This is a genomic window from Mesorhizobium sp. M1169 (assembly GCF_040318345.1).
In the GTDB taxonomy this organism is placed as follows: Bacteria; Pseudomonadota; Alphaproteobacteria; order Rhizobiales; family Rhizobiaceae; genus Mesorhizobium.
The window spans coordinates 1-22189 of sequence record NZ_JAMYME010000025.1; the positions used below are offsets into that span (position 1 = coordinate 1).

General features: G+C 64.5%; 22 protein-coding genes. 7 read left to right on the plus strand and 15 right to left on the minus strand.

Annotation, left to right across the window (positions count from 1 at the left end; all coding sequences use genetic code 11):
• Positions 1-90 precede the first annotated feature (90 nt).
• From NKH41_RS21965 to NKH41_RS21975, 3 genes are all read right to left on the minus strand, one after another.
• A complete protein-coding gene (locus NKH41_RS21965; protein WP_352770620.1) occupies positions 91-915 on the minus strand; it encodes a hypothetical protein in 825 nt (274 codons plus the stop codon).
• A 329-nt stretch (positions 916-1244) separates the two neighbouring features.
• Positions 1245-1496: an exopolysaccharide production repressor protein gene (locus tag NKH41_RS21970; protein WP_352453696.1), complete on the minus strand. Its 252-nt coding sequence runs from the start codon at positions 1494-1496 to the stop codon at positions 1245-1247.
• Positions 1497-1691: 195 nt separating this feature from the next.
• Entirely contained in the window at positions 1692-2813 is a 1122-nt protein-coding gene (locus tag NKH41_RS21975; RefSeq protein ID WP_502895695.1) for a KamA family radical SAM protein, read from the minus strand.
• Between the two features lie 491 nt (positions 2814-3304).
• Here NKH41_RS21975 and NKH41_RS21980 point away from each other — a divergent pair, with 491 nt between their 5' ends.
• Positions 3305-3736, plus strand: coding sequence for an SAM-dependent methyltransferase (locus tag NKH41_RS21980; protein ID WP_023675692.1), 432 nt, complete (start codon positions 3305-3307; stop codon positions 3734-3736).
• Between the two features lie 61 nt (positions 3737-3797).
• On the opposite strand, the gene NKH41_RS21985 is transcribed toward NKH41_RS21980, so the two are convergent.
• The 3 genes from NKH41_RS21985 to NKH41_RS21995 form a co-directional block, all read right to left on the minus strand.
• The gene (locus NKH41_RS21985; protein WP_352472101.1) at positions 3798-5420 is read right to left on the minus strand and encodes an ABC-F family ATP-binding cassette domain-containing protein; all 1623 of its coding nucleotides are present in this window, start codon (positions 5418-5420) and stop codon (positions 3798-3800) included.
• A 161-nt stretch (positions 5421-5581) separates the two neighbouring features.
• Complete coding sequence (locus tag NKH41_RS21990; protein ID WP_352770614.1) at positions 5582-6133, minus strand: isochorismatase family protein; 552 nt, start codon at positions 6131-6133, stop codon at positions 5582-5584.
• A 362-nt stretch (positions 6134-6495) separates the two neighbouring features.
• Positions 6496-6867, minus strand: a complete 372-nt coding sequence (locus NKH41_RS21995; RefSeq protein WP_352472104.1) for a WD40 repeat domain-containing protein — start codon at positions 6865-6867, stop codon at positions 6496-6498.
• Between the two features lie 66 nt (positions 6868-6933).
• Here NKH41_RS21995 and NKH41_RS22000 point away from each other — a divergent pair, with 66 nt between their 5' ends.
• Positions 6934-7398 (plus strand): GFA family protein, encoded by a 465-nt coding sequence (locus NKH41_RS22000; protein WP_352770611.1) that lies wholly within the window; start codon positions 6934-6936, stop codon positions 7396-7398.
• A 39-nt stretch (positions 7399-7437) separates the two neighbouring features.
• Here the strand turns inward: NKH41_RS22000 and NKH41_RS22005 are convergent, their stop codons facing one another.
• From NKH41_RS22005 to NKH41_RS22030, 6 genes are all read right to left on the minus strand, one after another.
• The gene (locus tag NKH41_RS22005) at positions 7438-8208 is read right to left on the minus strand and encodes an exodeoxyribonuclease III (RefSeq protein ID WP_352770608.1); all 771 of its coding nucleotides are present in this window, start codon (positions 8206-8208) and stop codon (positions 7438-7440) included.
• Between the two features lie 9 nt (positions 8209-8217).
• Positions 8218-8862 carry an alpha/beta hydrolase family protein gene (locus tag NKH41_RS22010; RefSeq protein ID WP_352770606.1) on the minus strand — a complete coding sequence of 215 codons (645 nt, stop codon included), beginning with the start codon at positions 8860-8862 and terminating at the stop codon, positions 8218-8220.
• Between the two features lie 182 nt (positions 8863-9044).
• Complete coding sequence (locus tag NKH41_RS22015) at positions 9045-10139, minus strand: tetratricopeptide repeat protein (protein WP_352770603.1); 1095 nt, start codon at positions 10137-10139, stop codon at positions 9045-9047.
• Positions 10136-11050 carry a non-homologous end joining protein Ku gene (gene ku, locus NKH41_RS22020; RefSeq protein ID WP_352501209.1) on the minus strand — a complete coding sequence of 305 codons (915 nt, stop codon included), beginning with the start codon at positions 11048-11050 and terminating at the stop codon, positions 10136-10138. The genes NKH41_RS22015 and ku overlap by 4 nt, the downstream gene beginning before the upstream one ends.
• Positions 11051-11268: 218 nt before the next feature.
• Positions 11269-13767 (minus strand): DNA ligase D, encoded by a 2499-nt coding sequence (ligD, locus tag NKH41_RS22025; protein WP_352501210.1) that lies wholly within the window; start codon positions 13765-13767, stop codon positions 11269-11271.
• A gap of 87 nt (positions 13768-13854) precedes the next feature.
• On the minus strand, positions 13855-14079 hold the full coding sequence (locus tag NKH41_RS22030) for a hypothetical protein (protein WP_352472112.1): 225 nt from the start codon (positions 14077-14079) through the stop codon (positions 13855-13857).
• A 317-nt stretch (positions 14080-14396) separates the two neighbouring features.
• On the opposite strand from NKH41_RS22030, the gene NKH41_RS22035 reads away from it, so the two are divergent.
• The 5 genes from NKH41_RS22035 (at position 14397) to NKH41_RS22055 (ending at position 19359) form a co-directional block, all read left to right on the plus strand.
• A complete protein-coding gene (locus NKH41_RS22035; protein ID WP_352472200.1) occupies positions 14397-15347 on the plus strand; it encodes a substrate-binding domain-containing protein in 951 nt (316 codons plus the stop codon).
• Between the two features lie 226 nt (positions 15348-15573).
• Entirely contained in the window at positions 15574-17148 is a 1575-nt protein-coding gene (locus tag NKH41_RS22040) for a sugar ABC transporter ATP-binding protein (RefSeq protein WP_352501211.1), read from the plus strand.
• Positions 17145-18161: an ABC transporter permease gene (locus NKH41_RS22045; protein ID WP_352453856.1), complete on the plus strand. Its 1017-nt coding sequence runs from the start codon at positions 17145-17147 to the stop codon at positions 18159-18161. The genes NKH41_RS22040 and NKH41_RS22045 overlap by 4 nt, the downstream gene beginning before the upstream one ends.
• Before the next feature lie 241 nt (positions 18162-18402).
• A complete protein-coding gene (locus tag NKH41_RS22050) occupies positions 18403-18771 on the plus strand; it encodes an endonuclease domain-containing protein (RefSeq protein ID WP_352472114.1) in 369 nt (122 codons plus the stop codon).
• 90 nt (positions 18772-18861) lie between these two features.
• Positions 18862-19359: a GNAT family N-acetyltransferase gene (locus NKH41_RS22055; protein ID WP_352770600.1), complete on the plus strand. Its 498-nt coding sequence runs from the start codon at positions 18862-18864 to the stop codon at positions 19357-19359.
• Positions 19360-19566: 207 nt separating this feature from the next.
• Here the strand turns inward: NKH41_RS22055 and NKH41_RS34185 are convergent, their stop codons facing one another.
• From NKH41_RS34185 to groL, 3 genes are all read right to left on the minus strand, one after another.
• Positions 19567-20196: a DUF982 domain-containing protein gene (locus tag NKH41_RS34185; protein ID WP_502895691.1), complete on the minus strand. Its 630-nt coding sequence runs from the start codon at positions 20194-20196 to the stop codon at positions 19567-19569.
• Positions 20193-20408: a hypothetical protein gene (locus NKH41_RS22065; protein WP_254819654.1), complete on the minus strand. Its 216-nt coding sequence runs from the start codon at positions 20406-20408 to the stop codon at positions 20193-20195. The genes NKH41_RS34185 and NKH41_RS22065 overlap by 4 nt, the downstream gene beginning before the upstream one ends.
• 103 nt (positions 20409-20511) lie before the next feature.
• Positions 20512-22143: a chaperonin GroEL gene (groL, locus tag NKH41_RS22070; protein ID WP_352501213.1), complete on the minus strand. Its 1632-nt coding sequence runs from the start codon at positions 22141-22143 to the stop codon at positions 20512-20514.
• Positions 22144-22189 lie beyond the last annotated feature (46 nt).

Below are 22189 nucleotides of genomic sequence, written 5' to 3' on the forward strand. Positions count from 1 at the left end.
TGGCGCTGACCTCGGCAAATTGCCTGCCTTTCGGCGCCAAAAGGGGAAGTGAGGGCGCGCGGCAGCGTTCCCTCCCCCTTGTGGGCAGGGTTAGGGTGGGGGTCCATCTTCGCAAGAATCCAAATGCGATTGCCCTGCCACAAGGGGGGAGATCGGCAGCTTCGGCCGACTGCTCAAGCTCGCCTTCACCGCCGCCATCCACAGCCGGTCGATGTTGGCCAGGAATTTCTCGTCGAGCTTTTCGAGGTGCTTCCAGTACATGCCGTCCTCGAAGAAATAGCCGAGTTCCTTCTCGATCCTGTCGGCCTCCTCCGCCTGATCGAGCCGCAGGCCGGCAAGCATCTGCGCCTTCATTTCCGATATTCGCGAGGAAGAAAGCGCGCCGAGTTCATCGAGCGTCAGCCGCGGGAAGACCAGCCGGCTGCGCGGCAGGTCGGATAGGTTGACGCACAGGCAGCCGCGCCGAAGCGCATGGATGAGCAGGCGGGCCGACTTCGCCTCGAGGTTGCGCAGGGTGACGTCGTTGCGCAGCGGATCGGCGCGGCCGACGCCGTAAAAATGCGTGTTGCCGGGCTGGTCGTAGATCATGTCGCAGCCAAGGAATGCCAGCACGTCCGGCTTCTGACTGTGGATCGTCCAGTAGGCCGCCGTCATCGACATGGTGCCGCCAGCATAGACGAAGCCGCCAAAGCTGTTTTGCGCCGGCACGTAATGCGAGGCGCTGAAGATCTGCGCCTGCTGCAGGGGACCGCCTTGCGGCATCCGCTCCGCCGGGAAATCGCCGGCATGGACGAGGAAATCCCAGTCGGGGCGCACGCGCCAGGCGTTGTTGATGGCGACGATCTTGCCGAAGGCCTGCTTGGGCCAGGCGGCGGAGCGCACCACATCGGGGGCGCTACCGATCAGCAAGATCACGTTTGGCGTTCCGTCGATCACCACAACCCTCTCGACCGGCCGAAATGCATCTCGATGCCGCCCGGTTGAACGGCTTTATGGCCTCAACGGCCCATCGAAAACACCAGCCGGATTTAAGCTGGCATCAACAAAAGGGAGCTTGCCAACCGGTTGTAAAATGTGGCCTTAGGCACCGTCGTACAAGCAGCAGGCAGGTTTTCCCGCTAGCCCAAAAACGACGATATGAGTTGGGCGATATATATTAGTTGACTAAACTAGCGGAACGTCCAATGCACATTCCCAGAACCGAACATGTCCTGTCTAGACCATGATATCTATATGGGACATTACTACATAAGCTGAACGCGACCTCGACGGTTCGGCGGCACAGCCCTCAGACGCCGCGGCTTTGCCGCCGCGCCTTTCGCCCCGGATCCGTAGATCAACCGGACGACGAACAGGAAATATCCAACCTGCATGACGATCAAGGTCAAGATCGTCCAGGCCAGCGTCTTCCAGATTGAACCCGTCGCAAGGTAAGTCGAGATCGCCACGATGGACGATGTGGTGGTCAGCCCCACCAGGAACTGTGGAAAGTTCATGACTTTTCTGCGCCGCCCCGAAACTCGCTACAGCCGGGACGAACTCCCCTAACCCATTACCCCGGACCAACGTTTTCACTATTTCAGCAATTGCGCAAGCACCAAATAGAACAGCAGTTAACGCATGCTTCCGTGATCAAGGGCTGCATGTCAGGTCACCAAGGTGGGCTGGCTTGGACAGCGGCTGCGCGTCCCCTACTCCCCAGCAACCTCCCTATACGCCCTCACCGCCCCATCAAGCCCACGTATTCGCCACGTCTCCCCTTCGCGCGCCTCGAGATAGGACGGGCCGAGCGGGACTTTCCCTCCGCCGTCCGGCAGGTCCAGCACGTAGACGGGATTGCAGATGCCCGACAGGCGCGCACGCAAGGCGCTGACCAGCGCCTGGCCCTCGGCGATCGTGGTGCGCCGGTGCGCCATGCCGCGCACGAGATCGCCGTGGTGCAGGTAGTAGGGTTTGACGCCAAGGCGATACATCAGCTCGCGGCACAGTTCTTCCAGCACCTCGACCGTATCGTTCACGCCTTTCAGCAGAACGCTCTGGTTCAGCAGCACGAAGCCGCCCTGCCGCAACGTGCGGCAGGCCCGCTCGGTCGCCTCCGTGATTTCGCGTGGGTGGTTGAAATGGGTGACGACAGTGACCATCAGCCGGCCCTGCAAGGCTTGAATCAACCCGCCGGTGACGCGCGACGGCAGCGCGACGGGTACGCGAGTGTGGATGCGCAACAGCCGCACATGCTGGATCGCCTCGACACGGGCGCGGATTTCCGCCAGCGCCCTGTCCGGCAGCGACAGCGGGTCGCCGCCGGTCAGGATCACCTCGCGGATTTCCGGATGGGCCGCGATATAGGCGAAGGCCGGCTCCAGCGCCTCGCGCGAAAAACCCCGGCCGATCGAGGTCAGCTGCTCCTTGCGAAAGCAGAACCGGCAATAGACCGCGCATTGATAGGTCGGGAACAACAGAACCCGGTCGGCATGTCGATGCGTCAATCTAGGCACGGGACTGAAGGCGTGGTCGGCGATCGGATCGTCGAGTTCGCCCTCCTGCTCTGCCAGTTCGGCGGGCGACGGGATGACCTGAAGCCGTATCGGATCGGCGGGGTCGTTCCAGTCGATCAGGTCGAGATAGGCCTTGGGAATGCGAACCTTGTGGCGCGTGGCCGCGGCTTTGGCCGCCGCCCGCTCGGCTGGCGACAGCGGCAGCGAATCCAGATCGCCTACCTGCCGCACGCCCTCGCGAACATCGTCCCGCCATGCGGCATCCGCCTCGCGAGCGCGCCGGTCATCGGCTGCCACGCCGGCCGCATCGACCGCCATGCTGGCGTCGGGGATGTCGGGATGTGAGGTCATCGCAGGCTCCTTGAATTTCGGGCCGGGGTACAGCATTGAAGCCAGGACTTGAAGGCAATAAGCGGTGTTTGGCCGGATTGGAGGGCGCGGCAGGAAGCCACAACCGGCCATGATCAGAACAATCGTCCAACATCGCTGACGCAAAACATTAGCTTGCTCTTATATTAGCTTGAGCGTATACACATAAACGGCCGGTGATCTACCCCCCAACCGGTTAGGCTCGGCGCCAGTTCCCTCCCTACCCCTCAGGTCAACGACGCCGGGCCGCTCGGGCCCGCCCGGTCGCCCGCGGTCGAGACCGGATCGTCGGCCTCTTCGATGTCGATCATGCCCCCTGCTCAAGCAGCACCCAGCTGAACATGCCAGCTGAACACATCGGCGATGCCCGCGTCTCTCGGCCTTCCCGTCGCCGGCCGCGGTCGCTAATCTCGGATTGTGAAAAAGCTGGAGAACAGCGTATGGCGAACGACTTGTCGCCAAGGCTTTTGGAGATCGTCAATGCGCTGCCTTTGCGGCAGGGCATGCGAGTGCTGGAGATCGGCTGCGGACCGGGTGCTGCAGCGCGCGAGATCGCGCGCCGGATCGGCGGCGGGCACGTGCTGGCGATCGACCGCTCGGCCAAGGCCATCGCGCAGGCCGGGGCCGCCTCGCGCGCCGAGATTGCAGCAGGCCGGCTGAGCCTTCGCCAGATCGCCATCGAGGACTTCGAGTTGGAGGCCGATGAGAAGCACTTCGACATTGCCGTTGCCGTGCGCGTCGGCGCGCTGGACGGGCGTCATCCCGAAGCAGGAAAAATTGCCCTGCGACGGCTCAAGGCGGCGTTGACCGCGCAAGGCCGGCTGTTCATCGACGGCGGCGATCCGCTGCGCGAAATTGCGATACATGGCTGAGCATCTCGTGCTTGGCCTCCGGCATCGAGCGTCTACGTGACCGTGAGCGGCAGAGCCGGCCTCAGCTCCGCAACCCCGGCGCCTCCTGCCCTGTGCGCTCGACATATTCGGTATAGCCGCCGCCATAGGTGTGGATGCCCTCGGGCGTCAGTTCCAGCACCCGGTTCGACAGCGCCGCCAGGAAATGGCGGTCGTGCGAGACGAACAGCATGGTTCCCTCGTACTGCGACAGTGCCGTGATCAGCATCTCCTTGGTGGCGATGTCGAGGTGGTTGGTCGGTTCGTCCAGCACCAGCAAATTGGGCGGATCGAACAGCATCAGCGCCATCACCAGCCGCGCCTTCTCGCCGCCCGACAGCACGCGGCATTTCTTCTCGATCTCGTCGCCGGAAAAGCCGAAGCAGCCGGCCAGCGCCCTGAGCGGCGCTTGGCCGGCCTGCGGAAACGCATCTTCCAGCGTCTGGAACACGGTGCGCTCGCCCTCCAGCACTTCCATGGCGTGCTGGGCGAAATAGCCCATCTTGACGCTGGGCCCGCGCGCCACCGTGCCATTGTCCGGCTCGGAAGCGCCAGCGACCAGCTTCAGCAGCGTCGACTTGCCGGCGCCGTTGACGCCCATGATGCACCAGCGCTCGCGGCGGCGCACCTGAAAATCCAATCCCTCGTAGATCGAGCGGCTGCCATAGCCCTTGTGCACGTTCTTCAGCGTCACCACGTCCTCGCCGCAGCGCGGCGCCGGCTGGAAGTCGAACGATACCTTCTGGCGGCGCTTGGGCGGCTCGACCCGGTCGATCTTGTCCAGCTTCTTCACCCGGCTCTGTACCTGGGCGGCATGCGAGGCACGCGCCTTGAAGCGCTCGATGAAGGCGATCTCCTTGGCCAGCATCGCCTGCTGGCGCTCGAACTGCGCCTGCTGCTGCCTGTCGGCAATCGCCCGCTGCTGCTGGTAGAATTCGTAGTTGCCGGAGTAAGCGGTCAGCGAACCGCCGTCGATCTCGACCACCTTGTTGACGATGCGGTTCATGAACTCGCGGTCGTGCGAGGTCATCAGCAGCGCGCCGTCATAGTTCTTCAGGAACTGCTCCAGCCAGATCAGGCTTTCCAGGTCGAGATGGTTGCTCGGCTCGTCGAGCAGCATGGCGTCGGGCCGCATCAAAAGGATCCTGGCCAGTGCCACGCGCATTTTCCAGCCGCCGGACAGCTTGCCGACGTCGCCGTCCATCATCTCCTGGCTGAAGCCGAGGCCGTCCAGCACCTCGCGCGCCCGGCCATCCAGCGCGTAGCCGTCGAGCTCCTCGAAGCGGTGCTGCGCCTCGCCGTAGCGGGCGATGATCTCGTCCATCTGGTCGGCCTGGTCAGGGTCGCCCATGGCGTGCTCGAGCTCGCGCATCTCGGCCGCCACTTCGCTGACCGGTCCGGCGCCGTCCATCACTTCGGCCACCGCACTGCGGCCTTCCATGTCGCCGACATCCTGGCTGAAATAGCCGATGGTGACGCCGCGATCGACCGAGACCTGGCCTTCGTCGGGCTGCTCCTCGCCGTTGATCATGCGAAACAGCGTCGTCTTGCCCGCGCCGTTAGGCCCGACCAGCCCGACCTTCTCGCCCTTCTGCAACGCAGCGGAGGCTTCGATGAAGACGATCTGCCTGCCGTTCTGCTTGCTGATGCTTTCGAGACGAATCATGGTTTTCCGGGGAAGGCCAAAGGAGAGTTCCTGCGCCAATACGCGATAGACCGCGCCGGCGGAAGCCCGCAGTAGTGAGGCGCCCCGCGCCAAATTGTCTGAACCCGCCAGTTGCTTCCCGGCTGGATCAGGCTTTGACGGCGTAGGGATGAGCCGGCGGATCAGCTATCGGTAAGCGCCTTCGTCGTCGCCATTTTGACCCCGGCGGCGGCAAATGCCGCATTGTGCCGGGCGATGATCTCCGCGGCGGTCTCGCTGGCCGCGTCGAGCGTGCTGTGGGCGTCGGAAACCACGGTGACGCCCAGGCCCGCTGCAAAGGCGCCCTTCACCGTGGCCGCCACGCAGAAATCGGTCTGCGCGCCGATCAGAACGACCTCGCCGGCGCCCTGCCCGGCCACCCATTCTGCAAGGGCGGCATTGCTGAACGCATCGCCGACACGCTTGGCGAAAGTCGGCTCGTCCTCGGCCTGGCCGAGCGCCGGCCACACCGGCCAGCCCGGCTCACCCGGCGCCAGAGGATCGCCCTGCGGCCCGTCATGCCTGATGAAGGCGACTTTGCGCCCGCTGCGCCGTGCCCATTCGATCAGCGCGCGGGTGCGGGCAACGATGCCGTCGGCATCATGGATCGGCGGTTCGGCAACACCGTCGAACATGCCGATCTGAAGGTCAATCACGATGAGCGGCGCAGCGGCCGCGGGGCTGGTCTCTGACATGGACGCGAGCATAGCGTGGGTGGTAGGCGGGTCAAGTATACGCGCCGAAGCCGACGCTGGAGCTGCTGATCTCCCCCTCGTGGGGCAGGGCTATCGCAGGTGGAAAGCCGAGGCTTTCGCTCTACGATGGACCCCCACCCCTAACCCCTCCCCACAAGGGGGAGGGAGACTTCCGTTGGCACTGACCTCGGCAAATTGCCTGCCTTTCGGCGCCAAAGGGGAAGTAAGGGCGCGCGGCAGCATTCCCTCCCCCTTGTGGGGAGGGTTAGGGTGGGGGTCCATCTTCGCAAGAATCCAAATGCGATTGCCCAGCGCAACAGTGGGGTGTCCAAGCCCCGGCGACGAAATTGGATATCCCGCAATCAATCCGGCGCCCCGGCGAAAAGCACCATCCTATCGGCGCCGCCAGCCGGCCAGTCCCTGATGCTGCGGTCGTAGCCGCCGGTCAGCACCGTGCCGCCCGCGGCAAAGGCAACCGCATAGATCGGGCCGGACTGGCTGTCGAACATGGCGAGCTGGTTGCCGGTCTCCATGTCCCACAGCCGCGCCGTGCCGTCGAGCGAGCCTGAGAGCAGCCGCTCGCCGTCGGCTGAGAGCGCCAGGGCGTACACGGTGCCTTCATGGCCGTCGAAACGGCGGACCTCGCGGCCGCTGTCCAGATCCCACAGCTTGATCGTGTAATCGCCGCTGCCGGTGATGACATGGTGCCCGTCGGCGCCAGCTGCCGCAGGCATCGCGGCGTTGCCGGGAGGCCGGTGGTGCGCTAGATCGCTCGCCGAGGATCTCGCTCGAGGCCAGCAATGGACGATTGGAAGCTACCTTGGGACGGCGGTTGCCTGTGCGCCGGAATACGCTTTCGCATCAGCGCCCCGCCCTTGCTGACGATGGCGTGTCACTGCACCGGCTGCCAGAAGCTGAGCGCCAGCGCGTATTCCCTGACCATCGCCGTGCCCAGCGACGGTTTCGCCGTCACCCAGGGCGAGCCGGTGGTCGGCGGCCTGCACGGCCCGCATCGCCAGCTCTATTGCCCGCATTGCAAGAACTGGATGTTCACGCGCCCGCATGGCCTGGACTTTTTCGTCAACATTCGTGCGACCATGCTGGACCAGCACCAATGGTACGTGCCTTTCGTCGAAGTCTTCACTTCGGAAAAGCTGCCCTGGGCTTCGACCGCCGCTAGCCACAGTTTCGCTACGCAGCCCGACCTCGAGGGATACGCCCCTCTGATCGAGGCGTTCGCCCGCGAAGCGGCGCGGCCAACTTGACTGGTTGCCGCCCGGAAAGGCGGCGCCAGCCTCCGTGCCTCACTTCAACTCCACCCAGACCGGCGCATGATCGCTGGCGCCGGTCTCGCCGCGCACGTCGCGGTCGATGCCCGCCGCTACCAGCCGGCGCGACAGCTTCGTGCTGAGCAAGATATGGTCGAGGCGCAGGCCGGCATCGCGCGGCCAGCGGTTGCGGCGATAGTCCCAGAATGTGTAGAGCGTCTCGTTCGGGTGCTTCTTGCGCAGCGCGTCAAGCCAGCCCTGGTCGAGCAGCCGCTGGAACGATGCGCGGCTTTCCGGCTGGACCAGCGCGTTGTCGTCATAGGAGCGGGTCGGGTAAATGTCGCGCGGCTCGGGCACGATGTTGTAGTCGCCGGCCAGCACCACCGGCAGGCCGGTGTCGAGCAACTGCGCCGCATGCGCCTCCAGCCTTTCGTGCCAGTTGAGCTTGTACTGGAATTTCGGGCCGGGCTGCGGATTGCCGTTCGGCGCGTAGAGGCAGGCGACGACGATGCCGTTGACCGCAGCTTCGATGTAGCGCGCCTGCTGATCGCTATCGTCGCCGGGCAGCGCCTCGCGGGTCAGAACGGGTTCTGCGCCACGCGAAAGGATGGCGACGCCGTTCCAGGTCGGCTGCCCGACCCAAACCGCGCCGTAGCCGGCCGCCGCCAGCGCAGTGCGCGGAAACTGCGTCTGTCTCGCCTTGAGCTCCTGCAGGCAGGCGATGTCGGGTTTGGCGGCGGCCAGCCATGCGAGCAGGTTCGGCAGCCGGCTGTTGATGTTGTTGACGTTGAAGGTGGCGATCTTCATCGGCCTGCTTCAGCGCACGATGCGTTCGGTCCACGCCTTCACCGCATCAGCGAGCGTCTTCAGATGATCGGCGGTGGAGAAGCCGGAGATGTTTTTGCGCGGCTTCAGATCATGGTCGCCGTCTTCCAGCCAGAAGATCTCGATTGCGTCGGACAGAGCATAGGTCGCGACCTCGTCTTTGGTCCCGAACTCGTCGCGCGTGCCCTGGAAGATCAATGTCGGCGTCTTGAGATCGGCCAGGTGTTTTGTCCGAAGCTGCGTCGGTTTGTCAGGCGGATGGAAGGGATAGCCGAGACAAAGCAGCCCTGAAATCTCGCCCTTCGAAAACATCTCGTCGGCGATCATCGAAGCGACGCGTCCGCCCATCGACTTGCCGCCGATGATCAGCGGACCCTTCACGCCCTTCGCCCGGAGGTCGGCGATCGCCTTGACGTATTCCGGGTTAACCGTCTCGGCGCGCGGCGGCGGCTTGCGGTGGCCGTAGCGGCGAGCCGCCATGTAGTGGAATTCGAAGCGCGCGACGCGGAAGCCGGCTGCGGCTAGCGCTTTTGCCGTGGCGGTCATCGAGGCCGAGTCCATAGGAGCGCCTGCGCCATGGGCGAGCAGGATGGTGATTGGGGCGGTGTCGGGGCCATCGAAGAGGAAGGTTGTCATGGGGACTCCAACGCTGGTGACCCCTTCTCCCCTTGTGGGAGAAGGTGGCCGAGCGAAGCTCGGTCGGATGAGGGGTGTTCCAGGGAATGCCGACGCCTCATTTCTTCCAACACCCCTCAACCGTCTCGGCGCTGCGCGCCGATCCACCTTCTCCCACCAGGGGAGAAGGAGGCGCTACTACCTCACCCTGCCGACATCCGCGCCAGCTGCAAATCGACAAACTGGATGCCCCGCGCGGCCGTGCGCGCCCATTCGGAGTTGGGATCGAGTTCGAGGTAGCGCACCCAGCGACGCCGCGCCTCAGCCAAACTACCGGCGTCGAACTCCAGCCTCGCAAGGTTGAACACCGCGTCGGCATAATTGGGATCGAGTGCGATCGCCTTCAGCAAATGGCGGCGCGCCGAGGCTACCCGCCCCTCTTCGCTCATCAGCCCGGCGAGATTGAACCAGGCCTCGACGAAGCCGGGATCGAGCTTTATGGCGCGGGCATAGTCGTGCGCCGCCTCGGCCGCGTGGCCGGCGGCGCGCAGGCAGTTGGCGCGGTTGAAGGCGGCGATGGCATCGCTTGGGTCGATGGCCAGGCAGCGCTGGTAGAGCGCCGCCGCCTGCTCGTGCTCTTCAGCCCCTTCCGCCGCCTCGGCATCGGCGAACAGCTCTTCCAGCGTGTCGTCATCCTGCGTTCCCAGATCGAACAGCAGCTGGCCGTCGAGTTCGCTCTGGCCGCCTTCGAGATAGATCGCATCGGCCCGCCCGTGCTGCGAGCCGACGGCGAGCGACTTGGCGGTGAGCGAGGCGACCGGGCCCGAGCGGTGCACCGAGCGCGCAATCGCCCCCCACGAGGCGCCGCCGGCAACCAGCCCGGCATATTTGCGGGCGAGGATCAGGTCGCGAAAGGAATACGGTTCGCAATCATGCTCGAAGGCATCGAACAGCGACAAAAGGTCGAGATCCTCGCCGGTCAGCCGCGACTGGTCGATCAGCGACTGCCGCGACAGCGCCGAAGCCTCCGGCGCTTTCATCAGGCCGAGCAGGCGCAGGAAGCCGTTCTCGCTGACCAGCTTGCGCCCGGCCGCGCGCTCCGCAGCAGCGCGACGCTCGATCTCGCCATCGCCGGCTTTGGCGAGCAACTTGCGGCCCAACACGACATGTGTGGTGCGCCGAGTGACGCCGCGCCGCAACTGGCCGTGCTGGCGCTCGACCTCGCGCGCCGCCAGCCTGAGCGGAAAGGCCGCCAGCGCGCCGACGATGCCGAAGACCGTGCCGGCGAGAGCCGTCACGCCTTGCTCTTGCCGACGGCTTTGAGAAGGTTCGCCTTGAGCGGGTTTTCCTTGGCCGCGCCAGCGCCGGCCTTGGCGGATTTCGCCGCGGGCTTGGCCGTTTCATCGGCCTTGCTCTTCGACTTGGCCGGCGGCTTGGCCGATTGCGACAGGCTCGCCTTCAGCGCATCCATGAGATTGATGACATTGCCGCGCTCCGGGGCCGCCGCGATGATCGGCTTATGGCCCTTCAGCTTCTCGCGGATCATCGCCATCAGCGCGATCTCGTAGCGGTCCTCGTAATTCTTCGGATCGAAGGTGGTTTCCTTCTGCTTGATCAGCGCCTCGGCCAATTGCAGCATTTCGGGATCGGGGTTTCCGGCCGGGATATTGCCGAAATACTCAGCCGTGCCACGCACTTCGTTCGGATTCCTCAAGGTGCAGACGAACATGCCGTTCTCGCGCGCGCCGATCGTCACCACGCGCTCGCGGCTGGACAGCACCAGGCGGGCGATCGCCAGCTTGCCGGATTTGCGCATCGCTTCGCGCAACACGGCAAAGGTCTCCTCGGCCATTGCGCCGTCCGGCGCCAGGTAATAGGGCGCGTCCTGATAGATGACGTCGACCGAATGCTCGTCGACAAAAGCCTCGATGTTCATCGTATGGTTGGATTCGATGCGCACCGCATCGAGATCGGAGTCCTCGATGATGATGTACTGCTTGTCCTCGTATTCGTAGCCCTTGACCAGGTCCGAACGCTCGACCAGCCCGAGCTCGGGGTCGACCGGCTTCATGTTGATGCGGTTGTGCGTCTTCTTGTGCAGCTGGTTGAAGCTGATGCGTTCACTCGCGCTCGTCGCCGGATAGAGCCGGACCGGACAGCTGACCAGACTGAGCTTGAGGTAACCTTTCCAACTTGCCCTGGGCGCCATGAAATACTCCTACGCGGCCTTGTGCTGTCGAACTGTTCGCAGCGTTCATTCGTCCGGAGGACGAATGCGGCTGCCGAAATCCTACATTGCCCTTACAATACCGGCAAATCCCTAGCGAAATCTTCCTCCGCCGGAGCCCCTGCAGGTAAGAGGTCCGTGGCGAAGAATAATTCAAATTTTCCGGAGCGTCGATGGAGTCTGGGGCCGCGCCCGCGGGACTATCTCGCAGTGCCCATCACCGGCAAATCCCGGGCGAAATCTTCCATGTCGGCCCAAGGGTCGCCTGACGTCGCCAGCAGGCCCGGCAGTGACGAATAATTCAGATCCTGCGGGGCATCGATGGTCGCCAGGTCGCTCCAGCTCACCGGTGTCGAGGCCGGCAAATTGGTGCGGGCGCGCAGCGAATAGGGAGCCGCCGAGGTGTGGCCGCGCGCATTGCGGTGATAATCGATGAAGATGCGCCGCTTGCGGTTATCCTTGCCCATGGTGGTGGTGAAAGTGTCGGGCGCGGTGGCGGCAAGATGCGTCGAGATGGCGCTGGTCGCCTGGTGCAATTTCTTCCAGTTCTGCTTTTGCGTCACCGGTACTGATATGTGGATGCCGTGGCCGCCGGACGTCTTGGCGAACGGCACCAGCCCTAGCGCTTCCAGCTCGCCCTTAATGTGCACCGCCGCCTCAACCACCTCGCGCCAGGCGATCCCCTCGCCCGGGTCGAGGTCGAAAACGACCAGGTCCGGCTTGTCGAGCCGCGTGCGATGGGTGCCCCAGGTGTGGAACTCGACGACACCGAACTGCGCCAGGGCCAGATAGCCCTTGGCGTCTTCCACCGAGAGATAGGATTTGGTCTCGCCCTCCGAATTGGTCGCTTCGAAAGTCGCCACGGATGACGGCATGCCGGTGAAGGCGTGGCGCTGGAAGAAACAGTCCTGCGGCCTGCCGGTCGGGCAGCGCACCAGCGACACCGGCCGGCCGAGAATGTGCGGCAGCATGAAATCGCCGACCAGCGCATAATAGACGGCAATGTCGAGCTTGGTCGGGCCGGTCTTGCCGAACAGCCGCCGCGTCGGGTTGGTCACCCAGATGGTGGCGAGGTCGGCCTCGGCGATCAGCCGCTTGCGCTTGGCCGAAACCGGCGTCGACAGGCCGACGTCGCGCAGGCCGCGGAACACGGCATGGCGCAGCGCATTGTCGGTGGTCCGGTTGGCGTAGTGGATATGCGCCGAAAGCAGCGGCCGCACCCATTTCATCTCGCGCATGATTTCGCGCGGAACGCCTTCTGGCGCGGATGCACCCGCCCTTAGCGGCTCCAGCCTGGCCAGCAATTCGCCGGCGGTTCCCGCATCGAAGCCGGTGCCGACCTTGCCGCGATAGTGCAGCTCGCCGTCCTCGAATTCGCCGAGGCCGAGTGCGGCCAGCCCCTCGGCCGCATCGGAGACTGTGTAGCCGGCGATGACGAAGTCGCCGGTCTGAAGCGCCTTGGTCTTGGTCCAGGTCTTGGTACGGCCGCTCTGGTAGATTGCCGTGGCGCGCTTGGAGACGACACCCTCGAGCCCCATCTCGGACGCCTGGTCATAAAGTGCCTGGCCGTCTCCTTCGACATGATCGCTGAGCTGGATGGCCGAATTGGCGCCGAGACCGGACAGCAATTGAGAAAGCAGCGCCTTGCGCCGGCGGAGCGGCGCTTGTCTCAGGTCCCAGCCGTCGAGATACAGAAGATCGAAGGCGTAGAAGTGGAGTTTGTTGCCGGCGCCTTCGGCCAGCGCATTCTGCAAAAGGGCAAAGCGGCTGATGCCCTTGGCGTCGAGCGCGACGACCTCGCCGTCGATGATCGCCTCGCGGCACGGCAGCCTGGCGAAGGCAAGCGGCAGGTCGCCATAGCGCTTCGTCCAGTCGAGGCCGGCGCGGGTGATCAGCCTGACTGCGCCGTTAGCGAGATGCGCCATGGTGCGGTAGCCATCGAATTTGATCTCGTGCAGCCAGACTTCGCCCGTTCGGGCCGCTGGGTCATCGCCGCCCGGCGGTTTCGAAACCTGCGTCGCCAGTTGCGGCTCGATGCGGGTGGGCAGCGGCGCCTTGACGGCGCCCGGCAAAGCACCTGGCTTCAGCACCACCGGCCTGGCAGGCTTGGCGGCCGGCTTCGGCGTTGCCGCCAGTTCCTCGATGCGGCGTCCGGATTTGACGCTTTCCGGCCGGGCTTCCAGGATGTCGAGCTTGGCGTCGGCGGCGAGATCGCGCTCCTTGAACAGCAGCCAGTTCTTCTTGCCCGCATCCTCGCCGGGCTTCGGTTTCAGCCGCGTCAGCATCCAGCCGCCATTCAGCTTTTCGCCGGCGAGGCGGAACTTGAAGGAACCGGTGCGCAGGCTCTTCTCGACATCGTCCATCGGCGCCCAGACGCCGGTGTCCCAGACGATCATCGGCCCGCCGCCATATTCGCCTTCGGGAATGACACCTTCGAAGTCGATATACTCGAGCGGATGGTCCTCGGTCTCGACCGCCAGCCGTTTGTCGGCGGGGTTGAGCGACGGGCCGCGCGGCACCGCCCAGCTCTTCAGCACGTCGCCGACCTGCAGGCGAAGGTCGTAGTGGTCGGCGGTGGCGTGGTGCTTGTGAACGACGAAGCGGTTGCCTTCCCCGGCAACCAGCCCGCCGGCGGGTTCCGGCGTCCTCGTGAACTCGCGCTTGGCGCGATAGGCCTTGAGCTTTGGCGGGGCGGTCACGGCCACATGCTCTTGCGCAAAAACAACGGCTTGATGCGCATGTCTTGAATCATTTTGTCAGCATGCGGCAGGTCGGCGTCATGCCGCTCAATCGTCGGTGGCCGGCGTCAATTCGAGCTCGGCCGGCGACAGGCCCTGCTGCAGCTGGCTGAGCCGGAATTCGTCGACCCAATAGGCCTCGCCGTTGACCAGCACCCGCGCGCTGTAGCTGCCGGCCGAAAAACGCTGCGCGGTGATGTACACCTTGTGGCGGTCGAGCGCGTTCCGCACCGCGGCGCGCTTGGATTTCTGACTGGCGACGGAACTGGCCATGCTGGTTACTCACGCACAAGCCGCAAGGCGGCGTGCCTTAAGGATGGCCGAGAGCGTGTCGGCTGTCAATTTGGCGGTCGCTGCGAGCCGCGCGCGGTAGCGCGTTCTTGCGCAAAGCTCCGGCCTTGGCTAGCATCCGCCGGCAGGCACCGAGCGGAGGAGAACGTCGCGGTGGACCGGCTGGAGCGCCGTTGCGTCCCTTCAAACACGAGTTGGGCGCTCGAAGGACACTCCATTTTTGAATCGACGCAAGGAACCTTCCGGAAAACCCATTCCGGTTTCGGGGTCGTGCGCTCATCTGGGAGGAGACTAAATTGATCAACAGACGTGAATTCCTGCTGTCGACCGCGGCGATGGGCGCTTTGGCGCTGGCCGCTCCGCAACTGGCTTTTGCCCAGGACAAGCTGACCATCCTGGGTTCGGTGCCGAGCCTCGGCTTTCCGTTCTTCGTGCACATGCTGAACCAGATCAAGGCGGAAGCCCAGGCGCAGGGCGTCAACCTGGTCGAAAGCGACGGCCAGAATTCGGCGCCCAAGCAGACCGCCGATATCGAAGCGGCGCTCGTGCAGAAGGTCAACGCCATCGTCATCTCGCCGCTCGACGTCAATGCGCTGGCCCCAGCCATCGAGGAAGCGGTCAAGGCCGGCGTTCCCGTCGTCACCATCGACCGCCGTGTCGAAGGCGTCGAGGGCATCCTTGCCCATGTCGGCGCCGACAACGTCAAGGGCGGCGAGGCCGAAGCGAAGGCCATGGTGGCGGCATTCCCGAACGGCGCCAAGATCTTCCATCTGCAGGGCCAGCCCGGTGCCGGCCCGGCGATCGACCGCAACAAGGGTGTGCACAACGTCCTCGATCCGATGAAGGACAAGTACCAGATCATCTTCGAGCAGACCGCCAACTTCGCCCGCGCCGAGGCGCTGTCCGTCACCGAGGCCGGCCTTGCCGCCAACGGCAAGCCCGACGCGATCATCTGCGCCAATGACGACATGGCGCTTGGCGCGGTTGAAGCCTGCGCGGCGCGCAACTTTACCGACGTCAAGATCTACGGCTTCGACGCGCTTCCCGAAGCGCTGGTCGCCGTGCGCGACGGCAAGCTGGCCGGAACGGTCGAGCAATTCCCCGGCGAACAATCGCGCACTGCGGTGCAGATCGCGGTCGCCTACGCCAGGGACAAGACCGAGCCGAAGGAAAAGCTGGTGCTTTTGACGCCGATCGTCATCGGCAAGGACAATCTCGACAAGGCGGAGAGGCTGGGCGAGACGAAGTAAGGTTGCACAAAGGGCGCGCAGCGGCAAAAGTAGCATTCTGTCGCGCCCCCCTCTGCCCTGCCGGGCATCTTCCCCACTTGGGGGGAGATCGGGAGCTTCGCCGATGGCGCCTTTTCTGCAACGCAGGAAGATTGGCGAAAGACATCCAATCTCCCCCTCGTGGGGAGATGTCCGGTAGGACAGAGGGGGCGCTGTCCCGCCATCAATCGCAAATTGGGAGCAACCTTTGCCCGCAGCCGAAGCCGCAGCGCCTTCACCCTCTCCCGCCCTGCTCACCGTCGAGGGCGTGACCAAGCGCTTTGCCGGCGTCACCGCGCTGAACGACGTATCGCTTGAAGTCCGCCCCGGCGAGATCCTCGGCCTGCTCGGCGAGAACGGCGCCGGCAAGTCGACACTGCTCAAGATACTCTCCGGCGTGATGCCGCCGTCCAGCGGCCGCATCGTCTTCGACGGCGTCGAATTCAGCCCGCACAATCCGCAGGATGCGAAACGCCTCGGCATCGTCACCATCTACCAGGAACTGAGCCTGATCCCGACGCTGACGGTAGCGGAGAACATCTTCATCGGTCGCGCGCCGCTCGGCCGGTTCGGGCTGGTCAGCTGGCGAAAGATGGTGGAAGACTCACGCGCGATCATCGCTCGCGTCGGCCTCGACCTCGACCCGGCGACGCCGGTGTCGGCGCTGTCGGTGGCCGAGCAGCAGCTGGTCGAGATCGCCCGCGCGCTGTCGCTGAAGAGCCGCTTGATCATCATGGACGAGCCGACCTCGGCGCTGACCGAAACCGAAGTGCACAGGCTGATGTCGATCATGGACCGGCTGCGCAAGGATGGCGTCGCCATCATGTTCGTCACCCACCGGCTGGAGGAGGCCGCGGCGATCTGCGACCGGATGACGGTGCTGCGCGACGGCAGGCTGGCCGGCCATCTCGACCGCGAAGGCGGGCCGATCAAACTGCCGAAGATCATCGAGAAGATGGTCGGCCGCGCCGCTTCCGAGCTCTATGCCAGGCCGACGCAGCGCGACGTCGCCGGCGACGTCCGGCTCTCGGTGCGCGGCCTGCGCACGGTGCGCGATCCGCAGGCGCCGCACGCCATCGTGCTCGAAGGCGTCGATCTCGACCTCAAGGCGGGCGAAATCCTCGGCGTCGCCGGGCTCGTCGGCTCCGGCCGCACCGAGCTCGCCCGCGCCATCTTCGGCGCCGACCGCATTGCCGCCGGCACCATCATGCTCGACGGCAAGCCGATCGCGCCCGCCTCACCCGCCGACGCCATCGAGCTCGGCATCGGGCTGGTTCCGGAAGACCGCAAGCACCAGGCAATCTTCGCAGCACTCGCCATCCTCATCAATTTCTCGATCGCCGCGCTCGACCGCTACTCCAGTGTCGGTTTCATGGCCGAGCGGCGCGAACGCGAGGCGCTGGCGAACTACAGGAAGATGCTGTCGATCCGCATGGCTTCGCCCGAGCAGGCGATCGAGGGCCTGTCCGGCGGCAACCAGCAGAAGGTGATCCTTGCCCGCTGGCTGGCGCGCGATCCCAAGGTGCTGATCGTCGATGAACCGACGCGCGGCGTCGATGTCGGCGCCAAGGCGGAAGTGCACCAGATCCTGGTGGAGCTCGCGGCGCGCGGCATCGCCATCATGATGATCTCGTCCGAGCTGCCCGAAGTGCTTGCGGTGTCGGACAGGATCGTCACCATGCGACGCGGGCGCATTACCGGCGAGATGCCCGGTATTGAGGCGACCGAGGAGAAACTGATGGAACTGATGGCGCTCGACCAGAAGCAGGAAGCAACGCAATGACCAGCACGACCGAACGGAGCCAGCGCGGCGGCGTCAATATTGCGCGCCTGCTGATGAGCTTCGGCCCGCTGATGTTCCTGGCGTTGCTGATCGTCGTCTTCACCGTGCTGAAGCCGAGCTTCATCGACCCGATCAACCTGTTCAACATCATGCGCCAGATCTCGATCACCGGCCTGATCGCGCTCGGCATGACCTTCGTCATCCTCACTGCCGGCATCGACCTGTCGGTCGGCTCGCTGCTCGCCTTCTGCGGCATGGTCGCGGCGGTGGTGGCCAAGGGCGGCACCGCCAACACGCTGTCGCTGTCGACGTCTGGCACGCAAGGCTATGGCTGGTTCGCCGCGCTTCTCGCCGCCGTCGTCGTCGGTGCCGTGGCCGGCGGCGTCCAGGGCTTTGCCATCACCAGGCTGAAAGTGCCGCCCTTCGTCGTCACGCTTGGCGGCCTCACCGTGTTTCGCGGCCTGACCTTGACGATTTCCAATGGCGGCCCGATCTCCGGCTTCGACGCCTCGATGCGCTGGTTCGGTACCGGCCTGATCGGCCCGGTTCCGGTGCCGGCGATCATCTTCGCGATTGCCGCGATCCTTTGCCATATCGTGCTGCGCTACACACGTTACGGCCGCGCGGTCTATGCCGTCGGCGGCAATGCCGAGGCGGCACGACTCTCCGGCCTGCGTGTCGACCGCATCCTGATCTCGGTCTACATCATCGTCGGCTTCTTCGCCGGCCTTGCCGCCTTCGTTTTGTCGGCGCGGCTCAACTCCTCCGAAGCCGTCGCCGGCATCGGCTACGAGCTGACAGTGATCTCGGCTGTCGTCATCGGCGGCACCTCGCTGTTCGGCGGCATCGGCAGCGTCGGCGGCACGGTGGTCGGTGCAGGGCTGATCGGCGTGCTGCAGAACGGGCTGCAGTTCAACAATGTCTCGTCCTACACGCAAAGCATTGTCATCGGCCTGATCCTCATCCTCGCCGTGGCCTTCGACCGCTGGCTGAAATCGCGGGTAAGGCGGTGATACAGGTGCCATGCCTATCCAGGTCGGCGGGCCAGCACCCCCCTCTGTCCTGCCGGACATCTCCCCCTCAAGGGGGGAGATTGGACGTCGCTCCAGCTTTCGCCAATCTCTAAAGAAGGGAGAATTTTCGGCGAAGCTGCCAATCTCCCCCCTTGAGGGGGAGATGTCCGGCAGGACAGAGGGGGGTGTTCAAGCGCAGCATAGAGAAGATGGGCAAGATTCGCGCTGAGGAATAGAAGTAGTGAATCACTATCCCGTACCTCCCCGTAACCGCGGCAATGCGCGCAAGATGCGCAAGGCCATGACGGATGCCGAGCTGAAGCTCTGGAATGAGGTCAGGGCGCATCGACTCATGGGGCTGGCATTTCGGCGGCAGATGCCAATTGCAGGCCATATTGTCGATTTTGCCTGCCCGGACAAAAAGCTGATTGTCGAACTGGATGGCTCCCAGCATGCCCGGGCCGATGCCTCAATATCGGACGCTACCAGAAGCGCACGGCTTGAAGCGCTGGGCTGGACTATCCTGCGGTTCTGGAACGACGACGTCATTCGCGATATCGACAATGTCTGCCAGCACATAGTCATGGTGGCCGGCGCGGATGTGCGCTGAACTCAGCCGTGCAGGGCCGGCGGGACAGCACCTCTCTGTCTTGCCGGACATCTCCGCTCAAAAGGGGCAGGTTTCTGAGGCGAGGTGCCAATGACCCAAATAAGAACCATGACCGAACAGGACGTTCCGGCGGTGTCGCGGCTGCTTGGAGGGTCCTGGCGACACACCTATTCGCCGATCCTGGGTGCCGAGACGACGGCACGGCTGTCGGATGAGAGGCACGCGCCGGAGCGGTTGGCGGCCGAGCTCAGGGACGACAGCAAGATGTCCTTCGTCGCCGAGCGGGCTGACGGCTCGCTCGCCGGTTATGCGATGGCAGCGATGGACGACAAGGGCGAGGTCATGCTCGAGCGGCTCCATATAGACAAAACAGAGTACGGCACCGGCCTTGCCGCCGACCTGCTGCATGCCGTTCTTGCCGCGCATGCGGGTATTCCCAGCATCGCCCTGGAAGTGATCGAGGGCAACGACCGCGCAATCGCCTTCTATCGCAAGCACGGCTTCGAGGTCGTCGAGCGCCGGCCGGCTGCACACGGGGTGGGCGGCCATGCCTCGCTGATCATGCGCCGGCTGCTACCGATGGCTTAGTAGGCGAAAGCGGCTGAGCGCGTAATCTCCCCCCTCGAGGGGGAGATGGCCGGCAGGCCAGAGGGGATAGCCGCGCGTGAGGCGCCAACTTTCTCTTTCGTCCAACATGGCGTCGCGCCAGGACGTACCGACCCCCTCTGTCGCCTTCGGCGACATCTCCCCCTCAAGGGACCCTCAAGGGGGGAGATTGGCGACTTCTCCAACCGCTCAGGCTGGGGCGTTGACGCGCTGTGCGCGCGTTGCCCAATCGGCAACCGTCGCGCCAGCAACGCTCTCGCCGGCAACCATCCCGTTCGTCTGCGGCGCAAGCAGGTCGTTGCGGCGGGCGAAGGCAACGAAGGTGGCGCGCGCCGTCTCGGCGTCGATCTCTCCTTCCAGTGCTGCACGGCACGCTTTTGCGGCGATGTCATGCGCGGCCGTCCGGCTCGTTGCCGGCCACTCAGCCAAAAGTGCATAGGCCTCAGCCGCGCTTTCTATCTTCGTCGGCGTACCGAGGCCGGCGAGGATGGTAACCGGCTTCTCGAACGAAGCACGATCCATGAAACTCTCCTTTCCTGGCTCAATCGGCTGCTTGCGGAACTCAACCGCGCGGGCGCTTCGATCCGCCTGCAGGACGGCGTCGATCGGTGAATGCAATACGGCTTGCATGCCCGGCCGCGGCAGCAGCCGATGCACCTTGACCAGCGCCTCGAGCCAGGCCGCCACGCCCAGCGGCGGATGTTCGCGCCCGTAGAGCCACGCCTTTGCCTTGGCGAGCGGGTATCCCGCCTCTTCGGCGAAATCGGTTTCCGACCAACGCAGCAGGCGCAGGCATTCGCGCATCCGCGCCGCGATCATTTGCGCTCCTCCGTGCCGGCCCCCACGCGTTGAGCCGACAGAAACATCAGCGTGTAGGCCGCCTTGCGGCGGTCCCAGCCGGCCGACTCGGCCATATCCAGCAAGCCGTCGACCAAAGGCGCCAGCGCCGCCCTGCAGTCGGCTTCATAGTTGAAATCGTTTTTCGGGCGGGTCGGCGCCGCGATCTTTCCAAAACTGTCCATCATATCCATGGCAACACCTGCTCAGCATTAGTCCCGGACCGGCAAGACCGTGCCCGCTTTTGGCGGACACGGTCCATCTGCCGTTTCGAAGTCGCGCTTTGGAAGCCTGGCCTTAGAAGTCCATGCCGCCACCGCCGGGCATGGCCGGCGCGGCAGCTTCCTTCTTCGGCTTCTCGGCCACCATCGCCTCGGTCGTCACCAGCAGGCCGGCAACAGAGGCGGCACCCTGGAGAGCAGTGCGCACGACCTTGGCCGGATCGATGACGCCTTGACTGTAGAGGTCGCCGAACTCGTTGGTCTGCGCGTTCCAGCCATAGCCGAAGTCGGTCGTCTCGCGCAGCTTGCCGACGATGATCGAACCTTCGGCGCCGGCATTCTCGGCGATCTGGCGCACCGGCGCTTCGATGGCGCGACGCACGATGTCGACACCGGTCTTCTGATCGGGATTGTCGACGACGACATTATCGAGCGCCTTCGCCGCTCTCAACAGCGCCACGCCGCCGCCGGGCAGGATGCCCTCCTCAACCGCCGCGCGTGTGGCGTGCATGGCGTCGTCGACGCGATCCTTGCGCTCCTTGACCTCGATCTCGGTCGAGCCGCCGACACGGATGACGGCGACGCCGCCGGCGAGCTTAGCCAACCGCTCCTGCAGCTTTTCGCGGTCGTAGTCGGAGGTGGTTTCCTCGATCTGCGCCTTGATCTGGCTGATGCGCGCATGGATTTCATCCTTGCGGCCGGCGCCGTCGACGATGGTGGTGTTCTCCTTCTCGATCAGCACCTTCTTGGCGCGGCCGAGCATCTCCAGTGTGACGTTCTCGAGCTTGATGCCGAGGTCCTCCGAGATCGCCGTGCCGCCGGTCAGGATGGCGATATCCTCCAGCATGGCCTTGCGGCGATCGCCGAAGCCCGGTGCCTTGACGGCCGCGACCTTCAGGCCGCCGCGCAGCTTGTTGACGACCAGCGTCGCCAGCGCCTCGCCCTCGACGTCCTCGGCGATGATCAACAGCGGCTTGCCGGATTGCACGGCGGCTTCGAGCACAGGAAGCATGGCCTGCAGGTTGGACAGCTTCTTCTCGTGGATCAGCACATAGGGTTCTTCGAGTTCGACGCGCATCTTATCCTGATTGGTGATGAAATAGGGCGAGAGGTAGCCACGGTCGAACTGCATGCCTTCGACCACTTCCAACTCGGTCTCAGCGGTCTTCGCTTCCTCGACAGTGATGACACCCTCATTGCCAACCTTTTCCATCGCCTCTGCGAGGAAGCGGCCGATCTCGGCATCGCCATTGGCAGAGATGGCGCCGACCTGAGCGATTTCGTCGTTCCTGGTCACCTTGCGGGCATTGGATTTCAGGTCGGCGACCACGGCGTCGACCGCCTTGTCGATGCCGCGCTTCAAATCCATCGGGTTCATGCCGGCAGCGACCGCCTTGGCCCCTTCCCTGACAATGGCCTGAGCAAGAATCGTCGCGGTCGTGGTGCCATCGCCTGCGGTGTCGCTGGTCTTCGAAGCAACTTCGCGGACCATCTGAGCGCCCATGTTCTCGAACTTGTCCTCGAGCTCGATCTCTTTTGCCACCGTCACGCCGTCCTTGGTGATGCGCGGCGCGCCGAACGATTTGTCGAAGACAACGTTGCGGCCCTTGGGACCAAGCGTCACCTTCACCGCATTGGCAAGCATATCGACACCGCGTAACATCTTCTCGCGGGCTTCGGTATGAAATTTCACATCTTTGGCAGCCATTGGAACACTCCTCGATAGGCAGCTTTTCGTTGACTGGAATGCTTGT